At 65.5% G+C, this 19,305-nt stretch carries 14 protein-coding genes and 3 rRNA genes; all 17 read right to left on the bottom strand.

All coding sequences use genetic code 11. From position 1 onward, the window contains the following. Positions 1-15: 15 nt before the first annotated feature. On the bottom strand, positions 16-942 hold the full coding sequence (gene xerD, locus ASE12_RS03175; RefSeq protein ID WP_056396838.1) for a site-specific tyrosine recombinase XerD: 927 nt from the start codon (positions 940-942) through the stop codon (positions 16-18). Beyond that, entirely contained in the window at positions 939-1,550 is a 612-nt protein-coding gene (locus tag ASE12_RS03180) for an NUDIX hydrolase (RefSeq protein WP_056396841.1), read from the bottom strand. The genes xerD and ASE12_RS03180 overlap by 4 nt, the downstream gene beginning before the upstream one ends. Before the next feature lie 109 nt (positions 1,551-1,659). Next, positions 1,660-3,336, bottom strand: a complete 1,677-nt coding sequence (locus tag ASE12_RS03185; RefSeq protein ID WP_056396844.1) for a CTP synthase — start codon at positions 3,334-3,336, stop codon at positions 1,660-1,662. Positions 3,337-3,475: 139 nt separating this feature from the next. Continuing rightward, a complete protein-coding gene (locus tag ASE12_RS03190; protein ID WP_056396847.1) occupies positions 3,476-4,360 on the bottom strand; it encodes a copper transporter in 885 nt (294 codons plus the stop codon). Further along, a complete protein-coding gene (gene steA / locus ASE12_RS03195) occupies positions 4,357-5,493 on the bottom strand; it encodes a putative cytokinetic ring protein SteA (protein ID WP_157412793.1) in 1,137 nt (378 codons plus the stop codon). Before steA ends, ASE12_RS03190 begins: the two co-directional genes overlap by 4 nt. A gap of 127 nt (positions 5,494-5,620) precedes the next feature. Beyond that, positions 5,621-7,306 carry a DNA repair protein RecN gene (gene recN, locus ASE12_RS03200; protein WP_056396854.1) on the bottom strand — a complete coding sequence of 562 codons (1,686 nt, stop codon included), beginning with the start codon at positions 7,304-7,306 and terminating at the stop codon, positions 5,621-5,623. Beyond that, a complete protein-coding gene (locus ASE12_RS03205) occupies positions 7,306-8,220 on the bottom strand; it encodes an NAD kinase (protein WP_056396857.1) in 915 nt (304 codons plus the stop codon). The genes recN and ASE12_RS03205 overlap by 1 nt, the downstream gene beginning before the upstream one ends. Beyond that, positions 8,217-9,059 (bottom strand): TlyA family RNA methyltransferase, encoded by an 843-nt coding sequence (locus ASE12_RS03210; RefSeq protein WP_056396860.1) that lies wholly within the window; start codon positions 9,057-9,059, stop codon positions 8,217-8,219. The genes ASE12_RS03205 and ASE12_RS03210 overlap by 4 nt, the downstream gene beginning before the upstream one ends. Before the next feature lie 90 nt (positions 9,060-9,149). Continuing rightward, positions 9,150-9,395: a hypothetical protein gene (locus ASE12_RS03215; RefSeq protein WP_056396862.1), complete on the bottom strand. Its 246-nt coding sequence runs from the start codon at positions 9,393-9,395 to the stop codon at positions 9,150-9,152. Beyond that, the gene (locus ASE12_RS03220) at positions 9,392-10,411 is read right to left on the bottom strand and encodes an HAD-IIA family hydrolase (protein WP_056396865.1); all 1,020 of its coding nucleotides are present in this window, start codon (positions 10,409-10,411) and stop codon (positions 9,392-9,394) included. Before ASE12_RS03220 ends, ASE12_RS03215 begins: the two co-directional genes overlap by 4 nt. Next, on the bottom strand, positions 10,408-10,746 hold the full coding sequence (locus ASE12_RS03225; RefSeq protein WP_056396869.1) for a single-stranded DNA-binding protein: 339 nt from the start codon (positions 10,744-10,746) through the stop codon (positions 10,408-10,410). Before ASE12_RS03225 ends, ASE12_RS03220 begins: the two co-directional genes overlap by 4 nt. Before the next feature lie 73 nt (positions 10,747-10,819). After that, the gene (locus ASE12_RS03230) at positions 10,820-11,779 is read right to left on the bottom strand and encodes a hypothetical protein (protein WP_056396872.1); all 960 of its coding nucleotides are present in this window, start codon (positions 11,777-11,779) and stop codon (positions 10,820-10,822) included. A gap of 75 nt (positions 11,780-11,854) precedes the next feature. Beyond that, positions 11,855-11,971: ribosomal RNA gene (rrf, locus tag ASE12_RS03235) — 5S ribosomal RNA — on the bottom strand. A 101-nt stretch (positions 11,972-12,072) separates the two neighbouring features. Next, a 23S ribosomal RNA gene (locus ASE12_RS03240) occupies positions 12,073-15,174 on the bottom strand. 350 nt (positions 15,175-15,524) lie between these two features. After that, a 16S ribosomal RNA gene (locus ASE12_RS03245) occupies positions 15,525-17,042 on the bottom strand. The 16S, 23S and 5S rRNA genes sit together here, the layout of an rRNA operon. A 494-nt stretch (positions 17,043-17,536) precedes the next feature. Further along, positions 17,537-18,796, bottom strand: a complete 1,260-nt coding sequence (gene tyrS / locus ASE12_RS03250) for a tyrosine--tRNA ligase (RefSeq protein ID WP_056396875.1) — start codon at positions 18,794-18,796, stop codon at positions 17,537-17,539. 57 nt (positions 18,797-18,853) lie between these two features. Then, positions 18,854-19,240: a universal stress protein gene (locus ASE12_RS03255; protein WP_056396877.1), complete on the bottom strand. Its 387-nt coding sequence runs from the start codon at positions 19,238-19,240 to the stop codon at positions 18,854-18,856. Positions 19,241-19,305 lie beyond the last annotated feature (65 nt).

Consider the following 19,305-nt stretch of genomic DNA (forward strand, 5'->3'; position numbering starts at 1 on the left):
GATCGCAGCCAGAACCTATCTGGACGCCCTCGGATGAGCCGTCGCGTAGATCTCCCGGAGCTTCTCGACGGTGACCAGGGTGTAGATCTGCGTTGTGGTCACGGAGGCGTGGCCGAGTAGCTCCTGCACCACGCGGACGTCCGCTCCGCCGTCCAGCAGATGGGTCGCGAACGAGTGCCGCAACGTGTGCGGAGAGACGTCGACGGCGATGCCGGCCCGTTGCGCCGCGCGGGTCAGGACAGTCCACGCGCTCTGCCGCGACAGGCGTCCGCCGCGGGCGTTGAGGAACACCGCCGGCGTGCTGGTCCGGGCCGACACGAGTGCCGGCCGCGAGGCCGCGAGGTAGTCGAGCAACGACTGTCGGGCGTACGAGCCGAGGGGCACGATGCGCTGCTTGCCGCCCTTGCCGCGCAGGAGGACGGTCGACTCCTCGAGGTCGAGGTCGTCGAGGTCGAGTCCGACGGCCTCGGAGATCCTGGCGCCCGTGCCGTAGAGCACCTCCAGCAGCGACCGGTCACGCGACGCGAGAGTCGTGCCGGGCGCGCCGGCGGCGTCGAGGATCGCCTCGATGTCCGACAGCGGCAGGGCCTTGGGCAGCCTGGACGCCGGTCGAGGCGGCTTCACCGCGGCTGTGACGTCGGTCGGCACGATCTGCTCGCGCAGCAGGAAGCGGTGCAGGCCGCGGACGGCGACGATCGTACGAGCGGCACTGGCGGTGCCGAGCGACACGTGGTCGGGATCGCCCGTACGAAGGGCGCCGAGGAAGGCGGCGACGTCGTTCTCGGTGATCGCCGACGGGTCACTCAGCTCGCGGGCGTGCAGGAACTCGAGGTAGCGCCTCAGGTCGCGGCGGTAGGAGTGGAGCGTGTTGTCGGCGAGGCCCCGCTCGACGCTGAGGTGGCTCAGGTAGTCCTGGACCGCACGCTCCACGTCGGTCGTCATCTGGTGCGCAGCACCTGCGCGGCGAGGATGCCCGCGACCGTGAGCGAGTCGGTGATGCGCCCGGACAGCACCGCGGCGACGGCATCGTCGAACGGCAGCCACCACTGCGCCATGTCGGCCTCCTCGGCCTCGCGCTGCGTACGGTCGGCGTGCGGCACGGCACTCAGGTCGGTGGCCTGGAAGACCTCCCACCCCTCGGTCGAGTAGCCCGGCGTGGCGAGCAGGTGCAGGATCGACTCCCACTGCTCGGCCACGACATCGGCCTCCTCCGCCAGCTCACGGACCGCTGCGTCGAGCGGCAGCTCCCCCGGTACGTCGAGGGTGCCGGCCGGCAGCTCGAACAGCCGTCGGCCCACGGGGTGGCGGTACTGCTCGACCAGCAGCACACGATCGTGCTCGTCGATGGCCAGCACACCGATCGCGCCGTTGGGCTGCACCACCGCTCGGGCGTGCTCACCGCCTGAGGGATCGACGATCGTGTCGATCCGCAGGCTGACGTAGGGGCTCTCGTACTTCGAGTCGCTCGAGCTCACCGGCCACGACTGGTCGGAGTCGCGCAAGGACCCCGGGTCCGCCAGCTCACCCGGCAGTCGCGGGTGCATCGTCATGCCATTGCCTCCGTGAGAAAACCAGAGTACGGAGACAACGGCATGACACCCCGATTGTTCGCTCCCCTTACTCGCAGAGCTCGTGGGGGGACCCCCAGCTGGCGCTCGCTCATGCCGTCGCGCTCGCCTGCTCGTCGACCGGCAACCGCAGCTCGAGCTGGCGGGCCAGGGCGGCGCCGATGAGCCCGGAGAACAACGGGTGCGGCCGGGTCGGACGCGAGCGCAGCTCGGGGTGGGCCTGCGTCGCGACGTAGTAGGGGTGCACCTCACGCGGCAGCTCGACGAACTCGACGAGGTTGGCGTCCGGCGACGTGCCGCTGAACACCAGGCCAGCCTCCTCCAGCTGTGTCCGGTACGAGTTGTTGACCTCGTAGCGGTGCCGGTGACGCTCCTCGACCTTGTCGGCTCCGTAGACCTCCGCGATGATGCTGCCGGGCTGCAGCTTGGCCGGGTAGAGACCCAGTCGCATCGTGCCGCCGAGGTCTCCGGCGCCGTCGACGATCGCCAGCTGCTCGGCCATCGTCGCGATGACCGGGTTGGGCGTCTGGGGGTCGAACTCCGAGGAGCTCGCACCCTCGATGCCGGCGACGTTGCGGGCGTACTCGATGACCATGCACTGCAGGCCGAGGCACAGCCCCAGCACGGGGATGCCCCGCTCCCGGGCGTACGTCAGCGCACCGAGCTTGCCTTCGATGCCACGGATGCCGAAGCCGCCGGGCACGCAGATGCCGTCGACGTCGTGCAGGTTCTGCGCGGCACCGGTCGGCGACTCGCAGTCGTCGGACGGGACCCAGCGCAGGTTGATCTTGGCGTCGTGGGCGAATCCGCCGGCCCGCAGCGCTTCGCCGACCGAGAGGTAGGCGTCGGGCAGGTCGACGTACTTGCCGACCAGCGCGATCGTGATCTCCTCGGCCGGGTGGTGCACGCGGCGGAGGAGCTCGTCCCACTGCGTCCAGTCGACGTCACGGAACGGCAGGTCGAGGCGACGTACGACGTACGCGTCGAGGCCCTGGCCGTGCAGGACCTTCGGGATGTCGTAGATCGACGGCGCGTCGCTCGCGGTGACGACGGCTTCCTCGTCGACGTCGCACATCAGCGAGATCTTGCGCTTCATGTTGTCGGGGATGTCCCGATCGGCCCGGCAGACGATGGCGTCGGGCTGGATGCCGATCGAGCGCAGGGCGGCGACCGAGTGCTGCGTCGGCTTGGTCTTGAGCTCGGCCGACGGGCCGATGTAGGGCACGAGCGACACGTGGAGGAAGAAGACGTTGCCGCGACCGACGTCGTGGCGCACCTGGCGGGCGGCCTCGAGGAACGGCAGGGACTCGATGTCGCCCACCGTGCCGCCGATCTCGGTGATCACGACGTCGACGTCGGGACCGGCCATCGCGCGGATGCGGGCCTTGATCTCGTTGGTGATGTGCGGGATGACCTGGACCGTGTCACCGAGGTAGTCGCCGCGGCGCTCCTTGGCGATGACCTCCTGGTAGACCTGACCCGTCGTGACGTTGGCCTTGCCCGACAGGTCGACGTCGAGGAACCGCTCGTAGTGGCCCACGTCGAGGTCCGTCTCGGCACCGTCGTCGGTCACAAAGACCTCACCGTGCTGGAACGGGTTCATCGTGCCGGGGTCGACGTTGAGATAGGGGTCGAGCTTCTGCATCGTGACCCGGAGTCCACGTGACTTGAGCAGTCGTCCGAGGGACGAGGCGGTCAGACCCTTGCCGAGCGAGGAAGCGACCCCGCCGGTGACGAAAACGTGTTTGGTAACCGCGCTACCTGCCAAGGTGACTCCCGTGGTCGAAAACCGATGTCGAGCGCTCACGATGCAGGAATTGCATCAGGCCTCCACGGGATTCCAGCCTACCAACAGAACACGCGTAGAGCCCAACGACACACGTGTCGGCTCCCCCACACACCGAAGGTCAGCTGGCCGGCACTGCGCCGCTGCCGCTGCGCGACGTGCCCCACGCTCCCGGCTGTCCGCCCGCCTGAGCGGCCGCGACGAGCGCCGTGACGACTCGTCCGGCGGCGGTGTCGGTGACGTCCACCGTCGAGACCTCGTTGGCGACGTCACTGTCGCGTACGGCCTTGACCGCACCGCCGTCAGTGCTCGACGACGACGGTCCCGCGACAACGATGCCCTTGCCGCTGCTGTTGAGCGAGCCGGCGAGCGCCGCGATGACGGTGCTCTGGTCGGAGCCGCCCGCGCGCTCGGGGCCCGTCACGAGGACGGCCAGGGTGGCGAGCTTCTTGGGTGCCGCGGTGAGCGCGATGAGCTTGCCTTCGGAGAACGCCGAGCGGATCGTGGCGGCAGTCTCGTCCGGTGCCGTGGCCTTGTCGGCCAGCAGCGCCCGGCCCAGGGCCGAACCCACTCGGCCGTAGCTGTCCCCCGCCGCGTCGACGCCCGGCACGTTCGAAGCCGCCTGCTGGGCCACGCTCTCGGCGAACTGGCGGCCCGACGCGTCGAGCAGCTTGCTCGTCAGGTTGACCTCGCCGGTGACATCGGCGCCGGCCGCCTGGAGGTTGGTCGTGACGCCCTTGGCCTCGGCTGCGCTCGTGCCGGGCACGGTCAGCACCACGACCGTCTGGCCCTTGAGCTTGTCCTTCAACAGCGCAGCGGACGTACGCCCGGCATAGCCGGACTCGAACGCCGCAAGTCCCGGATCGACGGCGTCCTGGGTCGCGACCTCGTCGCCGCGCAGCGAGTCCCCGGTGTCGTCGAGTGGGCCCGACCCCAGGGCGACGCCGGCCGCGAGCGCGAGCAGGATCGCGGCGATCGAGACGAGGTGGAAGCGGAAGTTGATCACGTGAAGAGTCCTTTGATCCAGGTGCCGAGGTCGGCGAGCTGATCACCGAGCGAGTCGAACCAGTCGTTGCCGACGGGGGTGACGGCGATCGAGACAGCGACCGCAGCGACGCCGGCTGCCAGCAGGAGCAGCACGGGCCACAACGCGAACCGCCGTGAGGTGAAGTGGTTGACGGCCTTGGCGTCCACGATCTTGGAGCCGGCCCGCAACCTGGCGACGAACATGCGGGCGACCTCCGACGGCGGCCGTTCGAGGAACTTCGAGAGCGTGGCCGGTGCGCCGACGTGCACGATGACGGCCGCCTCGTTGGTGTCCGCCAGCACGATCGCCAGGTCGTCGTCGGCACCGGTCGACACGAACGTCACGATCTCCTTGCCGTGCCGTTCGAGCCGCTCTGGGGTGTCGACCGTGCCCGATGACGTCGTCACCACGACCTCGCCGGCAGCCCTGATCGCGGCGTCTGAGAGGTTGTCGAGCGCGCCGATGACGAGCGTCGGGACGTAGCCAGCCTTGAGCAGCACGTCCGCGCCGGCACCGGCGCCGATCAGCACAGGGTCGTCGTCGCGGATGTAGCGACGCAGACCTCGCAGGTCGGCTTCGTCGTCGTACGCCCGCGAGACCACGACGACAGGTCGGCCTCGCAGCTTCGTGCGGAGCCTGGGCACGTGCGCCCCGTCCAGCAGCATCGTCTGCTCGCGCTGGATGTGGTCGCTGGCGTTGGCGGCCAGCGAGTCCAGGCGGGTGGCGAGCCCGGACTCGGCCTCAGCCAGCGCCGCGGTCGTCCGCGCATCGTCGAGCTCCGTGCCGCCGATCACGAGGATCTCGTCGCGGAACACCTTGCCGTCCTCGATGCGGACGCGCTCACCGTTCTTGAGCTTCGACCACACGGTGTCGTCGGCGAGGTCGATCAGCAGGATGCCGGCGCGCGACAGCATCTGCGGCCCGACGTTCGGCACGCGGCCGCTGCTGGACCGGGCGGCGTTGAGCACCGCGCGAACGCGATGATCGATGAGTTCCTGCGCCTGCCGGGCGTCGAGCTCAGGGTGGTCGACGACTGCGATCTCACCTTCGCGGAGGGACGCCACATCGCTCTCACGCTGTGCGAACCTGACCGTGCCGACGATTCCTTCCACGTCGCGCGTGCTGGGTCTCTTGTGCTTCCTGATGGCCATCGCCGACCATGCTTCCCGCTGAGGCCGATCGATTTGCGCGCTGCCCCGGCGTGTCGTCCAAAAGACAGAGTCTCAGCGAGAACTCAGGTCAACCCCGGGCCAGCTCCAGCAGCTCCCGCGCGTGGGCCTGGGCCGTGGCCGAGTCCTCCTGGCCGGCCAGCATGCGGGCCAGCTCGTCGACCCGGCTGTGCTCGTCGAGCTCGATGACCGCACTGCTCGTGACCGTGCCGTCGTCGTCCTTCGACACCACGAAGTGGTGGTCGGCGAACGCCGCAACCTGCGGGAGGTGGGTGACCGCGATGACCTGGGCGTGCTCCGCCAGCCGCGACAGCCTGCGGCCCACCTCGACGGCCGCCTTGCCGCCGATGCCTGCGTCGACCTCGTCGAACACGAGGGTCGGCACGGTGGTGCGGTCGGCCAGCACCACCTCGAGCGCCAGCATCAGGCGGGACAGCTCACCACCGCTCGCACCCTTGTGCAACGGGCGCATCCCGGTGCCGCTGTTGGCCGCGAACAGGAACTCGACCTCGTCGATGCCGTGCAGGCCGGGCGCACCGTCGGCGTCAGCTGTCACTTGCACCTCGAGGCGCGCCGAAGGCATGGACAGCTGGGCGATCTCCTCGTCGACCAGCGACGACAATCGGGCCGCGGCCTCGCTGCGGATCGCTGACATCTCGTGCGCCAGGCGGGTCACCTCGGGAATCAGCTCAGCCTGCTCGGCCTCGAGCGCGGCCACGGACTCGTCGTCGTTGCCGAGCTCACCGAGACGCGCTGCGCTCTTCTCGGCCCACGCCAGGACGTCGTCGAGGGTTGGGCCGTACTTGCGCTGCAGGCCGGCCAGGGCAGCCCGGCGCTCCTGCAGGGCGGCCAACCGCTCCGGATCGAGCTCGACGCCGGCGGAGTAGGCACCCAGCTCGGCACCGACGTCGTCGAGCAGGATGCCGAGCTCGAGCACGCGTTCGGCGAGCGCGTCGAGTGCCGGATCGTGCCCCGCCGCCTCGCGCAAGGCAGCCGACGCCTCGGCGACCTGCGTGCGGGCCGCGTCGAGGTCACCCTCACCGACGAGCGAGCGGTGCGCCTGGTCGGCGGCGCGGGCGAGGGACTCCGAGTGCGCCAGACGCCCCTCCTCGACCTTGAGCTGCTCGTCCTCGCCGGCTTGCGGCTCGACCTCGTTGATCTCGTCGAGCCCGAACTCCAGGACGTCCAGCTCACGGGCGCGCTCCTGCGCATGGGTGCGAAGCTCCCGCAACGTACGTTCGACCGTGCGCCACCGGGCATAGGCCGGTGCGTACGCCTCGGCCGCCGCCGCGAACGCGTCACCGGCGAACCGGTCGAGCGCCGCTCGCTGCTCGGCGGCGCGGAGCAGCCGGTGCTGGTCGGACTGGCCGTGCACCGCGACAAGCTCGTCCGTGACATCGGCCAGCAGCGCGGCGGGCACCGTGGCGCCCCCCGCGATCGCGCGCGAACGGCCCTGCGCCGACAGCACTCGGGCGAGGATCACCACGTCGTCGTCGATGCGTCCTCCGGCGTCCTCGACGGCAGCTGTCGCTGCTGCACCAGCGGGGACGCCGATGCTGGCCTCGACCCGCGCCTGGTCCGCGCCGCGGCGCACCAGGCCGAGATCGGCGCGATCGCCGCGCAACAGTCCCAGCGCCGTGACGACCATGGTCTTGCCCGCGCCGGTCTCCCCGGTGATGACCGTGAAACCGTCCGAGAGCTCGAGCTCAGCGGAGTCGATGACCCCGAGCGACGAGAGTCGCAGATGCTGCCACATCAGGAGTCTCCTCTGCGACGCTCAGCTGATCCACGCCAACCTGCCACCGGCAGGTCGAACTTGCGGACGAGTCGATCAGCGAACGATGCGGGCTGCAGTCGAGCCAGACGCACCGGGGTCCTGCCCTTGACGACCTCGACCCGCGCGCCGACGGGCAGGTCGGCGGCTCGGCGACCGTCGCACCACAGGACACCGGTGGACAGCTCACCCACGACCTCGATCGCCAGCGTCGAGTCCGGCGAGACGACGAGCGGCCGCGCGAACAGGGCGTGCGCGCTGATCGGCACCATCAGCAGGGCCTGGACCTCGGGCCACACGATCGGGCCGCCCGCGCTGAAGTTGTAGGCGGTCGAACCGGTCGGAGTCGCGCACACGACACCGTCGCAGCCCCATCGCGACACCGGGCGATCGTCGATCTCCACGACGATCTCGAGCATCCGCTCACGCGCGGCCTTCTCGACCGACGCCTCGTTGAGGGCCCAGTTGGTCGCCACGACCTCACCACCGACGGTGACGGACACGTCGACCGTGAGCCGCTCCTCCACGGTGTAGCTGCCGTCCACGACGCCGCGGACCACGTCGTGCAGGTCCTCGACGTCGGCCTCGGCAAGGAACCCGACGTGACCGAGATTGACCCCGAGCACGGGGGTGTCGGTGCCTCGGCACATCTCGGCGGCGCGCAGGATCGTGCCGTCTCCGCCGAACACGACGGCGAGCTCGCAGCCGTCGGCCGCACCGGGCTCGGCCTCGACCACGCCCGGATTCTCCAGACCCGCGGCCCGAAGCGTCTCGAGCTCGGCGTCCAGCACACAGACGTCGACGCCTTCGGCCCGCAGGTCCGCGGCGAACGCGGTGGCGACCTTGCTGGCCTCCTCGCGGGCGACATGCACGATCAACAGGACCCGTCGCGTCATGCGCCCTCCCCCGCGGCTGTCTCCAACGGTCCGGCCGCGACCACCGCGTGGGCCGCGTCCTCGCTGGGAGCGTCCGCGTCGCTGCGCAGCCAGCAGAAGTACTCGACGTTGCCGGCCGGGCCGGGCAGCGGGCTCGGCGCCAGTGCCTTGGTGCCCCAGCCCAGCGCATAGGCGGACTCGCACACGCGATGGACGGCATCGGCGTGCAGCACGGGGTCGCGCACGACGCCGTTCTTGCCGAGGTTGCTCTTGCCCACCTCGAACTGCGGCTTGATCATCAGCACGATGTCACCTCCGCCTTCCGGGCTGCTCGGCTCGCACACCCTCGTCAGGGCAGGCATGACCACCGTAAGGGAGATGAACGACAGATCCGAGACGACGAGCTCGACAGGTCCACCGATGTCGCCCGGCTCGAGGTTGCGGACGTTGGTGCGATCGAACACCACGACACGTTCGTCCGACTGCAGCGCCCAGACCAGCTGCCCGTAGCCGACGTCGACCGCACACACCTGTCGCGCGCCCTTGCGCAGCAGCACGTCGGTGAAGCCACCCGTCGAGGCTCCCGCGTCCAAGCACCGCTTGCCGGCCACCGTGAGCCCCATCGGCTCGAACACCGCGAGTGCGCCGAGCAGCTTGTGCGCTCCGCGGGAGGCGTAGGTCGGCTCGTTGCTCGCCCGGACCACGATCGCCTGGTCGGTCGTGACGCCGGTGGCGGCCTTGGTGGCGACGGATCCGGCGACCTTGACCTGGCCGTCCTCGATCAGCGTGCCGGCATGCTCACGCGAACGAGCCAGTCCACGGCGTACGAGCTCGGCGTCCAGCCGCAGCCGTCTGGTCACTCGGGGTCCCCGCTCGATTGTGAGCCGCACGCGGGGTATCGCTCGCCTGAAGGAACGGGCGAGCAATCGAGCGGGGAGGAGGTCACTCGGTCACGCGCTTTCCGGGAGATCCCCGTCGCGACCGGCGTTGGCGAGAGACTCACGGAGGACACGGTGGATCGCGTCGAACTCCTCGGGGTGCGAGGTGATCTCCAGGTCGTCGAGCCCGTTCAGGCGTTCGAGTGCCTCGTCGATCGCCGCGTGACCGGTCGTCTCGACCGGTTCCGGCGCAGCCTGCTCGACCGAGTCCTCAGGGTCGATCGCCTCGGCAAAGTCGGTGTCAGAGTGCTCGCTCATGTCCTCAGTGTCCCATCCACGGTCACCGTGACGTCGGAGCGATCACGCAATGACCACGCGAGTCCGATCACCGCACGCAAGGCATCGGTGCTCCGCGGATCTCCCGCCTCCACGCTCACCACGTCGTCGCGGACCAGCGCCGTGGCGTCGCCGCAACGAGCCCGGTCCGTGTCGTACTCGATCTCCAGGTGCGCCTCGTTGAGCCCCGCGAGGTCCGCCGACACGTACGTGGGCCGGCTCCGCGGCCCGGCGTCCACGATCTCCTGCAGCGTGCTGACCCCGGTCAGCACCGCAAGACTGTCGGTGCCGGCGTTGACGGCACCCTCGATGTCGGTGTCGAGGCGATCGCCCACGACCAGCGGACGTTCACCGCCGACCCGCTCCACCGTCTCGTCGAACAGTGCCTTCTCGGGCTTGCCGGCGACCGTGGGTGTCACTCCGGTGGCGTTGCGGATCGCCTGCACCAGCGAGCCGTTGCCCGGAGCGATGCCTCGAGCCGTCGGGATCGTCATGTCGGTGTTGCTCACGAACCACGGCAGTCCGGCCTGGATCGCGAAGGACGCCTCGGCGAGCTGACGCCACCCCACATCGGGGTGGAACCCCTGCACCACCGCGACAGGACCGTCGTCCAGGCTCCCGACGCACCGCAGGCCGCGTTCCTCGAGCGGTGAGCGCAGACCCTCACCACCGACGAGCAGCACGGGCGATCCGGTCGGCACGGCGTCTGCCACGAGGTGCGCCACGGCTTGCGCGGAAGTGACCACGTCAGCGGCGGAGACCTCCGGCATCGCCAGCTCACGCAGGTGGTCGGCCACCTCGGTCGACGTCCGTGACGCGTTGTTGGTGATGTAGGCCAGGCGCATGCCACCCGCTCGGGCCACCTCAAGCGCCTTCGCCGCACCGGGCACGGCGTCCTCGCCGACGTAGACGACGCCGTCAAGATCGAGCATCGCCAGGTCGTAGACCGAGCTCAGCGACTGCGTCGACGAGCCCAAACCGGTTGCGCTCAGAGTCATGCTCCCGAGGCTACCGCCGGTGCCGTGACCTTCCGGCAGGAGTCGACGTCGACGGACACAAAGCTGATCGCGCCGCGAGTGAATCGGCGCCGCAGCTCCCCCGTCACCTCGACCTCGGCGCCTGCCTCGAGGCGGCTCACGGCGCGACGCATCGTCGCGCTCCACGCCGAGCACTCGATCGTGTCGACGACCTGCTTGGACCGTCGTCGGGCGGCCGCGCTGCGGCGGACGATCAGGCGGAACGAGACGACCTCGTCGCCGCTGGGAAGGACGCGGGTCTCGGGGTCTGCCGAGACCCGGCCCGCAAGGTGGACCCGGTTGTTGTCATCAGTCATGAAACGACGATGCCCCCTGCCGACGGCAGGGGGCACTCATCAGGTCACGCGCTGTGGACAACCGCCGCACGGCTCAGCCCTGTGGACGCTTCTCCAGCTCCGCGAGTCGTTCCTCGGCGTCCGTCTGCTTGTTGCCGTCGACGGCGACCGTGCGGTGGAACCACTCGATCGCCTCGTCGCGACGCCCGGCATCGAGCAACGCATCGGCGTACGCATAGCGCAGCCGTGGCACCCAGTCCGACCGGCCCTTGGTGTGCAGCGGCTCGGTCTCGAGCAGCCGCACGGCCGCGTCGTACTGCTTCTGGTCACGGCGCGCACCGGCAACGACGATCGACAGCTCGATCTGGCCGGCATCGTCCAGCTGACCGCGGATCTCCGGGGTGTCGTACGCGATCGCCTTGTCGGGGCGCTTCAGGGCGCGCTCGCAGTCGGCCATCATCGGCGCGTACAGGTAGCCGCCAGTCATCCGGCGGGCTGCACGGAACTCCGACAACGCCTCAGCGAACTTGCCTGCTGCGTAAGCCGTCTCGCCACACGCCTCACGTACGAGACCGGTCCGGGTCGCGCGAGCCTTGGCGGCCAGCGCGTGCAGGTGCGCGGTCTCGGGGTCCTCGGCGATCAGCAGGCCGGCCATCACGAGGTGCCGCGCGACCTTGTCGGCGAGCTTCTCGGGCAGGCTCTGCAACGCCTGGCGTGCATGCTTGTCCAGGTCCTTGGCACTGACGTCGTCAGGGATCGGCGGGCCGTCGTAGATCTTCTGCGCTGCCGTCCGGTCGCCCTCTTCCTGGCGACGGTCACGACGTGCCTCGTAGGGCTTGCCGTCCCGGCGCGGGTGTGCCGGCCTGCCATCGCGGCGATCCGCGGGCTTGCTGCCCCGAGCGTCGGACGGCTTGCCGTCGCGACGCGAAGGATCTCCGCTGCCGCGGCGATCGCGTCCCTGGCCCGCAGGCTTGCCACCACGGGCATTGCCACTGCCGGCGCCTCGGCCAGCTGGTTTCCCGCCGTCACGGCGGGGGTTTCTCGACTCAGCCATGAGTCGTTCCTTCCATCAAGTTGTGCACAAATGCAGCAAGGCCGCTCCCGAAGGAGCGGCCTCGCGCTAAAGATTGTCCGGCGACGTCCTACTCTCCCACACAGTCTCCCGTGCAGTACCATCGGCGCTGAAAGGCTTAACTTCCGGGTTCGGAATGTAACCGGGTGTTTCCCTTTCGCCATGGTCGCCGAAACTCTATTGAGATATCAAAACCTTGGAGCTCTCCCGTAGGGAGCTTCGCGGTTCCCGATCATATCTCGGGAACCTCACAGTGGACGCGGTAGATCTTTGTAAGAAACAAGCCCTCGGCCTATTAGTACCGGTCGGCTCCATGCATTGCTGCACTTCCACCTCCGGCCTATCAACCCAGTGGTCTGCTGGGGGCCTTACCTGGTAAACCAGTGGGAAACCTCATCTTGAAACACGCTTCCCGCTTAGATGCTTTCAGCGGTTATCGCTTCCGAACGTAGCTAACCAGCAGTGCTCCTGGCGGAACAACTGGCACACCAGAGGTTCGTCCATCCCGGTCCTCTCGTACTAGGGACAGATTTTCTCAAGTTTCCTACGCGCGCGGCGGATAGGGACCGAACTGTCTCACGACGTTCTAAACCCAGCTCGCGTGCCGCTTTAATGGGCGAACAGCCCAACCCTTGGGACCTGCTACGGCCCCAGGATGCGACGAGCCGACATCGAGGTGCCAAACCATCCCGTCGATATGGACTCTTGGGGAAGATCAGCCTGTTATCCCCGGGGTACCTTTTATCCGTTGAGCGACGCCGCTTCCACTTGCCAGCGCCGGATCACTAGTTCCGACTTTCGTCCCTGCTCGAGCTGTCACTCTCACAGTCAAGCTCCCTTGTGCACTTACACTCGAAACCTGATTGCCAACCAGGCTGAGGGAACCTTTGAGCGCCTCCGTTACATTTTAGGAGGCAACCGCCCCAGTTAAACTACCCATCAGGCACTGTCCCTGATCCAGATAATGGACCTAGGTTAGATGTCTAGTACAGCCAGAGTGGTATTTCAACGATGACTCCACCTGAACTGGCGTCCAAGCTTCACAGTCTCCCACCTATCCTACACAAACTGAACCAAACACCAATACCAAACTATAGTAAAGGTCCCGGGGTCTTTCCGTCCTGCCGCGCGTAACGAGCATCTTTACTCGTAGTGCAATTTCGCCGAGTCCATGGTTGAGACAGCGCCCAAGTCGTTACTCCATTCGTGCAGGTCGGAACTTACCCGACAAGGAATTTCGCTACCTTAGGATGGTTATAGTTACCACCGCCGTTTACTGGGGCTTAAGTTCTGTGCTTCGCTTGCGCTGACACGTCCCCTTAACCTTCCAGCACCGGGCAGGAGTCAGTCCGTATACGGCGTCTTTCGACTTAGCACGGACCTGTGTTTTTAGTAAACAGTCGCTTGGGCCTGGTCTCTGCGGCCTTCAACGCTTCTCGGAGCAAGTCCGATAACGCATCCGGCCCCCCTTCTCCCGAAGTTACGGGGGCATTTTGCCGAGTTCCTTAACCATGGTTCACTCGATCACCTTAGTATTCTCTACCTGACCACCTGAGTCGGTTTGGGGTACGGGCGGCTCTAGATCTCGCTAGATGCTTTTCTCGGCAGCATAGGATCACTCACTTCGACTAAAACGTCTCCCCATCAGATCTCAGGCATGTGAATGGCGGATTTGCCTACCATTCGCCCTACGTCCTTAGCCCGGGACAACCATCGCCCGGGATGAGCTACCTTCCTGCGTCACACCATTGCTTGCCTACTACCAGATCGGGTCGTGCGCAGCGCCGGCTTCGCTCCGAAGAGTCCCGCCAGTTTTGGGCACTTAGCATTTCTGGGTTCGGCATGGGCGATCTAATGCCGGTACGGGAATATCAGCCCGTTGTCCATCGACTACGCCTGTCGGCCTCGCCTTAGGTCCCGACTTACCCAGGGAAGATTAGCTTGACCCTGGAACCCTTGGTCATTCGGTGGAGGAGTTTCTCACTCCTCATTCGCTACTCATGCCTGCATTCTCACTCGTGTAGCCTCCACGGCTGGATCACTCCGCCGCTTCGCTGGCCACACGACGCTCCCCTACCGATCCATGCGCCTGGACCACGAAGGCCTGGCTATTGCATGAATCCCATAGCTTCGGTGGATAACTTGAGCCCCGCTAAATTGTCGGCGCGGAATTACTTGACCAGTGAGCTATTACGCACTCTTTCAAGGGTGGCTGCTTCTAAGCCAACCTCCTGGTTGTCTCTGCGACTCCACATCCTTTTCCACTTAGTTATCGCTTTGGGACCTTAGCTGATGGTCTGGGCTGTTTCCCTCTCGACAATGGAGCTTATCCCCCACTGTCTCACTGCTGCGCTCTCACTTACCGGCATTCGGAGTTTGGCTGAGTTCAGTAAGCTTGTAGGCCCCCTAGCCCATCCAGTGCTCTACCTCCGGCAAGAAACACGCAACGCTGCACCTAAATGCATTTCGGGGAGAACCAGCTATCACGGAGTTTGATTGGCCTTTCACCCCTATCCACAGGTCATCCCCCCAGTTTTTAACCTAGGTGGGTTCGGTCCTCCACGCGGTCTTACCCGCGCTTCAACCTGCCCATGGATAGATCACTCCGCTTCGGGTCTAGATCCTGCAACTATGGTCGCCCTATTCGGACTCGCTTTCGCTACGGCTACGGCTCGACGCCTTAACCTCGCTACAGAACGCTAACTCGCAGGCTCATTCTTCAAAAGGCACGCTGTCACCCTTCACAAGGAAGAGCTCCAACGGATTGTATGCACATGGTTTCAGGTACTATTTCACTCCCCTCCCGGGGTACTTTTCACCTTTCCCTCACGGTACTAGTCCGCTATCGGTCATCGAGGAGTATTTAGGCTTAACGGGTGGTCCCGCTAGATTCACACCGAATTTCAGGGGTTCGGTGTTACTTGGGATGACACAAAAGAGCCATGAGCTTACGTGTACGGGGCTATCACCCTCTATGGCGCAACTTTCCAGTTGGCTTTCACTTCACTCATGGTTTATGACTCTTTGTCTGCTCGGCAGAACAGACCATGTGGTCCCACAACACCCCAGTGACAACGCCTGCCGGCTATCACATCACTGAGGTTTAGCCTGATCCGGTTTCGCTCGCCACTACTACCGGAATCACTTTTGTTTTCTCTTCCTGTGGGTACTGAGATGTTTCACTTCCCCACGTTCCCTCCTGCTGCCCTATGTGTTCAGACAGAGGTACCTGGACTTTACTCCAGGTGGGTTTCCCCATTCGGACATCCCCGGATCACAGGTCGGTTGTCACCTTCCCGGGGCTTTTCGCAGACTCCAACGTCCTTCATCGGCTCTCGATGCCAAGGCATCCACCATGTGCACTTAGTAGCTTGTTGTTACTACAAAGATGCTCGCGTCCACTGTGAAGTTCTCAAAATACGATCGGTCCCACATAAAGATCCCGCGCCTGCCAGATCGCCCTTGCGGGTTGAACCTGGTGGTTCGTGGGGGTATGTGGTCCGAGGTCTCAACTCTACGAGCTGATCCCTCAGGACCCAACAGTGTGCCTGAGTTGATGGATTCTTCAAAGCGAGGTTCCACTCTCCGAAGAGAAGTACTGACGCTTGTGGCATCCATCAAGCCAAATAATCGACGATCCACTAGTGAGCTGAGCTGCGTACAGACATTCGCCGTACAAACAGCTCATGGACAACCAGGCTTGCGCCGGCTGCCAAATGCTCCTTAGAAAGGAGGTGATCCAGCCGCACCTTCCGGTACGGCTACCTTGTTACGACTTCGTCCCAATCGCCAGCCCCACCTTCGACAGCTCCCTCCGTAAACGGTTGGGCCACTGGCTTCGGGTGTTGCCGACTTTCATGACGTGACGGGCGGTGTGTACAAGGCCCGGGAACGTATTCACCGCAGCGTTGCTGATCTGCGATTACTAGCGACTCCGACTTCATGGGGTCGAGTTGCAGACCCCAATCCGAACTGAGACCGGCTTTTTGGGATTCGCTCCACCTTGCGGTTTCGCAGCCCTTTGTACCGGCCATTGTAGCATGCTTGAAGCCCTGGACATAAGGGGCATGAAGACTTGACGTCATCCCCACCTTCCTCCGAGTTGACCCCGGCAGTCTCCTATGAGTCCCCACCATTACGTGCTGGCAACATAGGACGAGGGTTGCGCTCGTTGCGGGACTTAACCCAACATCTCACGACACGAGCTGACGACAGCCATGCACCACCTGTATACCGACCAAAAGGGGGCTACATCTCTGCAGCTTTCCGGTATATGTCAAACCCAGGTAAGGTTCTTCGCGTTGCATCGAATTAATCAGCATGCTCCGCCGCTTGTGCGGGCCCCCGTCAATTCCTTTGAGTTTTAGCCTTGCGGCCGTACTCCCCAGGCGGGGCGCTTAATGCGTTAGCTGCGGCACGGAGACCGTGGAAGGTCCCCACACCTAGCGCCCAACGTTTACGGCATGGACTACCAGGGTATCTAATCCTGTTCGCTCCCCATGCTTTCGCTCCTCAGCGTCAGGTAATGCCCAGAGAACCGCCTTCGCCACCGGTGTTCCTCCTGATATCTGCGCATTCCACCGCTACACCAGGAATTCCGTTCTCCCCTGCATACCTCTAGTCTGCCCGTATCGGAAGCACGCTCAGGGTTGAGCCCTGAGTTTTCACTCCCGACGCGACAAACCGCCTACGAGCCCTTTACGCCCAATAATTCCGGACAACGCTCGGACCCTACGTATTACCGCGGCTGCTGGCACGTAGTTGGCCGGTCCTTCTTCTGCAGGTACCGTCACTTTCGCTTCGTCCCTGCTGAAAGAGGTTTACAACCCGAAGGCCGTCATCCCTCACGCGGCGTTGCTGGATCAGGCTTTCGCCCATTGTCCAATATTCCCCACTGCTGCCTCCCGTAGGAGTCTGGGCCGTGTCTCAGTCCCAGTGTGGCCGGTCACCCTCTCAGGCCGGCTACCCGTCAATGCCTTGGTGAGCCATTACCTCACCAACAAGCTGATAGGCCGCGAGCTCATCCTTCTCCGCCGGAGCTTTCCACCTCAGAACATGTGATCCGAGGTCATATTCGGCATTAGCCATCGTTTCCAATGGTTATTCCGATGAGAAGGGCAGATTGCTCACGTGTTACTCACCCGTTCGCCGCTCGTGTACTCCCGAAGGAGCCTTACCGCTCGACTTGCATGTGTTAAGCACGCCGCCAGCGTTCGTCCTGAGCCAGGATCAAACTCTCCGTTGAAGCAGCTAAAGCGCTGCCAAACTTCAGTTCGACTCTGACAAACTATTTGCTGACAAATAAATTGTCGGAATTGATTTCCATCAAGGTCGGCGAGCCGAAGCTCTCCGATGGTCTCGACGGGGTACTACTAATTAATCTCGTCGACTTTTGGCACACTGTTGAGTTCTCAAGGATCAGACGCTCACCTCGGCTTCGACCTCGCGGTCTCTGCCTTGGGGCAACTCGTCTAACTTACACGGCTCGTTTTCACCGGTCAAACCGGGTCGGTCACCATGTTCAGCTTCGTTGTCCGCGGTCCGTCTCCGGGCGCCTGAGGCGCCGTGCCGTCGACCGTTTCGGTTGAGCTGGTTGGAAGCTCCGAGTGACCGGCCTTTCGGCCTTTCGCTCCGCCGTGCTGTCCAACAAGAAGAACATTACGGGGGCGTTTCCCGCTTCGTCAAATCGGCTCCGTATGGTCCACGTCACATGGTTCCGAGCCCCTGAAATGACGGGGTTCAGGACACCGACACGCCCGAGATCGACCGTTTGCCTTTGCGCAGGACCGCCCATTTGCCGTGCAGGAGGTGCTCGGTGGTGAGCTCGAGATCGGGGTCGGAGACGCGTTCGTTGTTGACGTACGCTCCCCCGTCGGCGACCGCGCGGCGTGCGGCCGACCTGCTGTCGGCCAGTCCTGTGGCCACGAAGGCGTCGACGACGTTGGGTCGGTCGGTCGCTGCCAGGTCGACGGCGCCGGCTTCGCGCAGCGCTGCGGCCAGTGTCGACTCCGTGAGCTCCGCGAGCTCTCCTCGCCCGAACAGGGCGCGTGAGGCCAGCTCGGCCGCTGCCGTCTCCTCCTGGCCGTGCACGATCGTCGTGACCTCGGCCGCCAGGCGCCGCTGTGCACCGCGCAGGCCGGGCTTCTCGAGGTGCTCGGCCTCGATCTGGCTGATCTCCTCGAGCTCGAGGAACGTGAACTGCCTGAGGTACTCGATGACCTTGGAGTCCTCGGCCTGGATCCACGACTGGTAGAAGGCGTACGGACTCGTGAGCCCGGGATCGAGCCACACCGTGCCGGACTCGGTCTTGCCGAACTTCGTGCCGTCGGCCTTGGTGATGAGTGGTGTCGCCAGTGCATGGACCTTGTCGCCGTCAGCGCGCCGGATCAGCTCGACGCCGGCGGTGATGTTGCCCCACTGGTCGCTGCCCCCCGTCTGGAGGACGCAGCCGTGGCGACGGTGCAGCTCGAGGTAGTCGAGGGACTGCAGGAGGACGTAGCTGAACTCGGTGTAGCTGATGCCGGACTCAAGCCGGCTGCTGACCACGTCCCGGGCCAGCATGCGGTTGACCGGGAAGTGCTTGCCGATGTCGCGGAGGTAGTCGATCGTGCTGAGGCCTGCGGTCCAGTCGAGGTTGTTGACGACCGTCGCGCCGTTGTCACCGCCGAACTCGACGAAGCGGGAGACCTGCTCGCGGATGTTGGCGACCCACTCGCCGACGGTCTCCTTGGTGTTCATGACCCGCTCGCCGGCCTCCTTCGGATCGCCGATGAGTCCGGTCGAGCCGCCGACCAGCATCAAGGGCTTGTGCCCGGCGAGCTGCAGGCGTCGTGCCGTCAGGATCTGCAGGAGGTTGCCGATGTGCAGGGACGGCGCTGTCGGGTCGAAGCCCACGTAGTAGGTGATCGGCCCCTCAGACAGCTCCGCGCGCAAGGCGTCGCGGTCCGTCGAGTGCGCGATGAGTCCTCGCGCGTCGAGGTCGTCGAGTACGTGGGTCACTGGCCAGTCCTTCGGGGTCGGGGATGCACCGCGACTTTAGCGCGGCGCCCCGGCGCCCTAGGGCTTGACGGCGACGACGGGCACTGCGGAGTCGAGCAGGATCTGCTGCGCGACGCTGCCCATCAGGATCTTGCCGACGGGACTGCGCGGTCGTACGCCGATCACGATCAGCGAGGCGCTGGCCTGCTCGGCCTCGAACAGCACCGTGCTGGCGATGTTCTCGCCCTCGACCTGGCGCAGCTCGTAGGGCACGTTGTCGTTCGCGAGCCCCTCGGTGAGGTCCTGGAGGTGACGGCCCTTGGCGTGACCCGTGTCGAGGCGCGGCTCGACCCGGTGGACGTTGATGATGAGCAGCGACTCACCCTTGGCACGCGCCTCGGCGGCGGCCCAGTCGAGGGCGGCCCGTCCGAAGTCGTCGGGACGGTACGCGACGGCAATTGTCATGACATAAGCGTACCGGCGGAACTCCTCCCGTGGCGAGCGGAATATGCGCTGGGAGCCATGACGTT

This window comes from Aeromicrobium sp. Root236 (assembly GCF_001428805.1).
In the GTDB taxonomy this organism is placed as follows: domain Bacteria; phylum Actinomycetota; class Actinomycetes; order Propionibacteriales; family Nocardioidaceae; genus Aeromicrobium.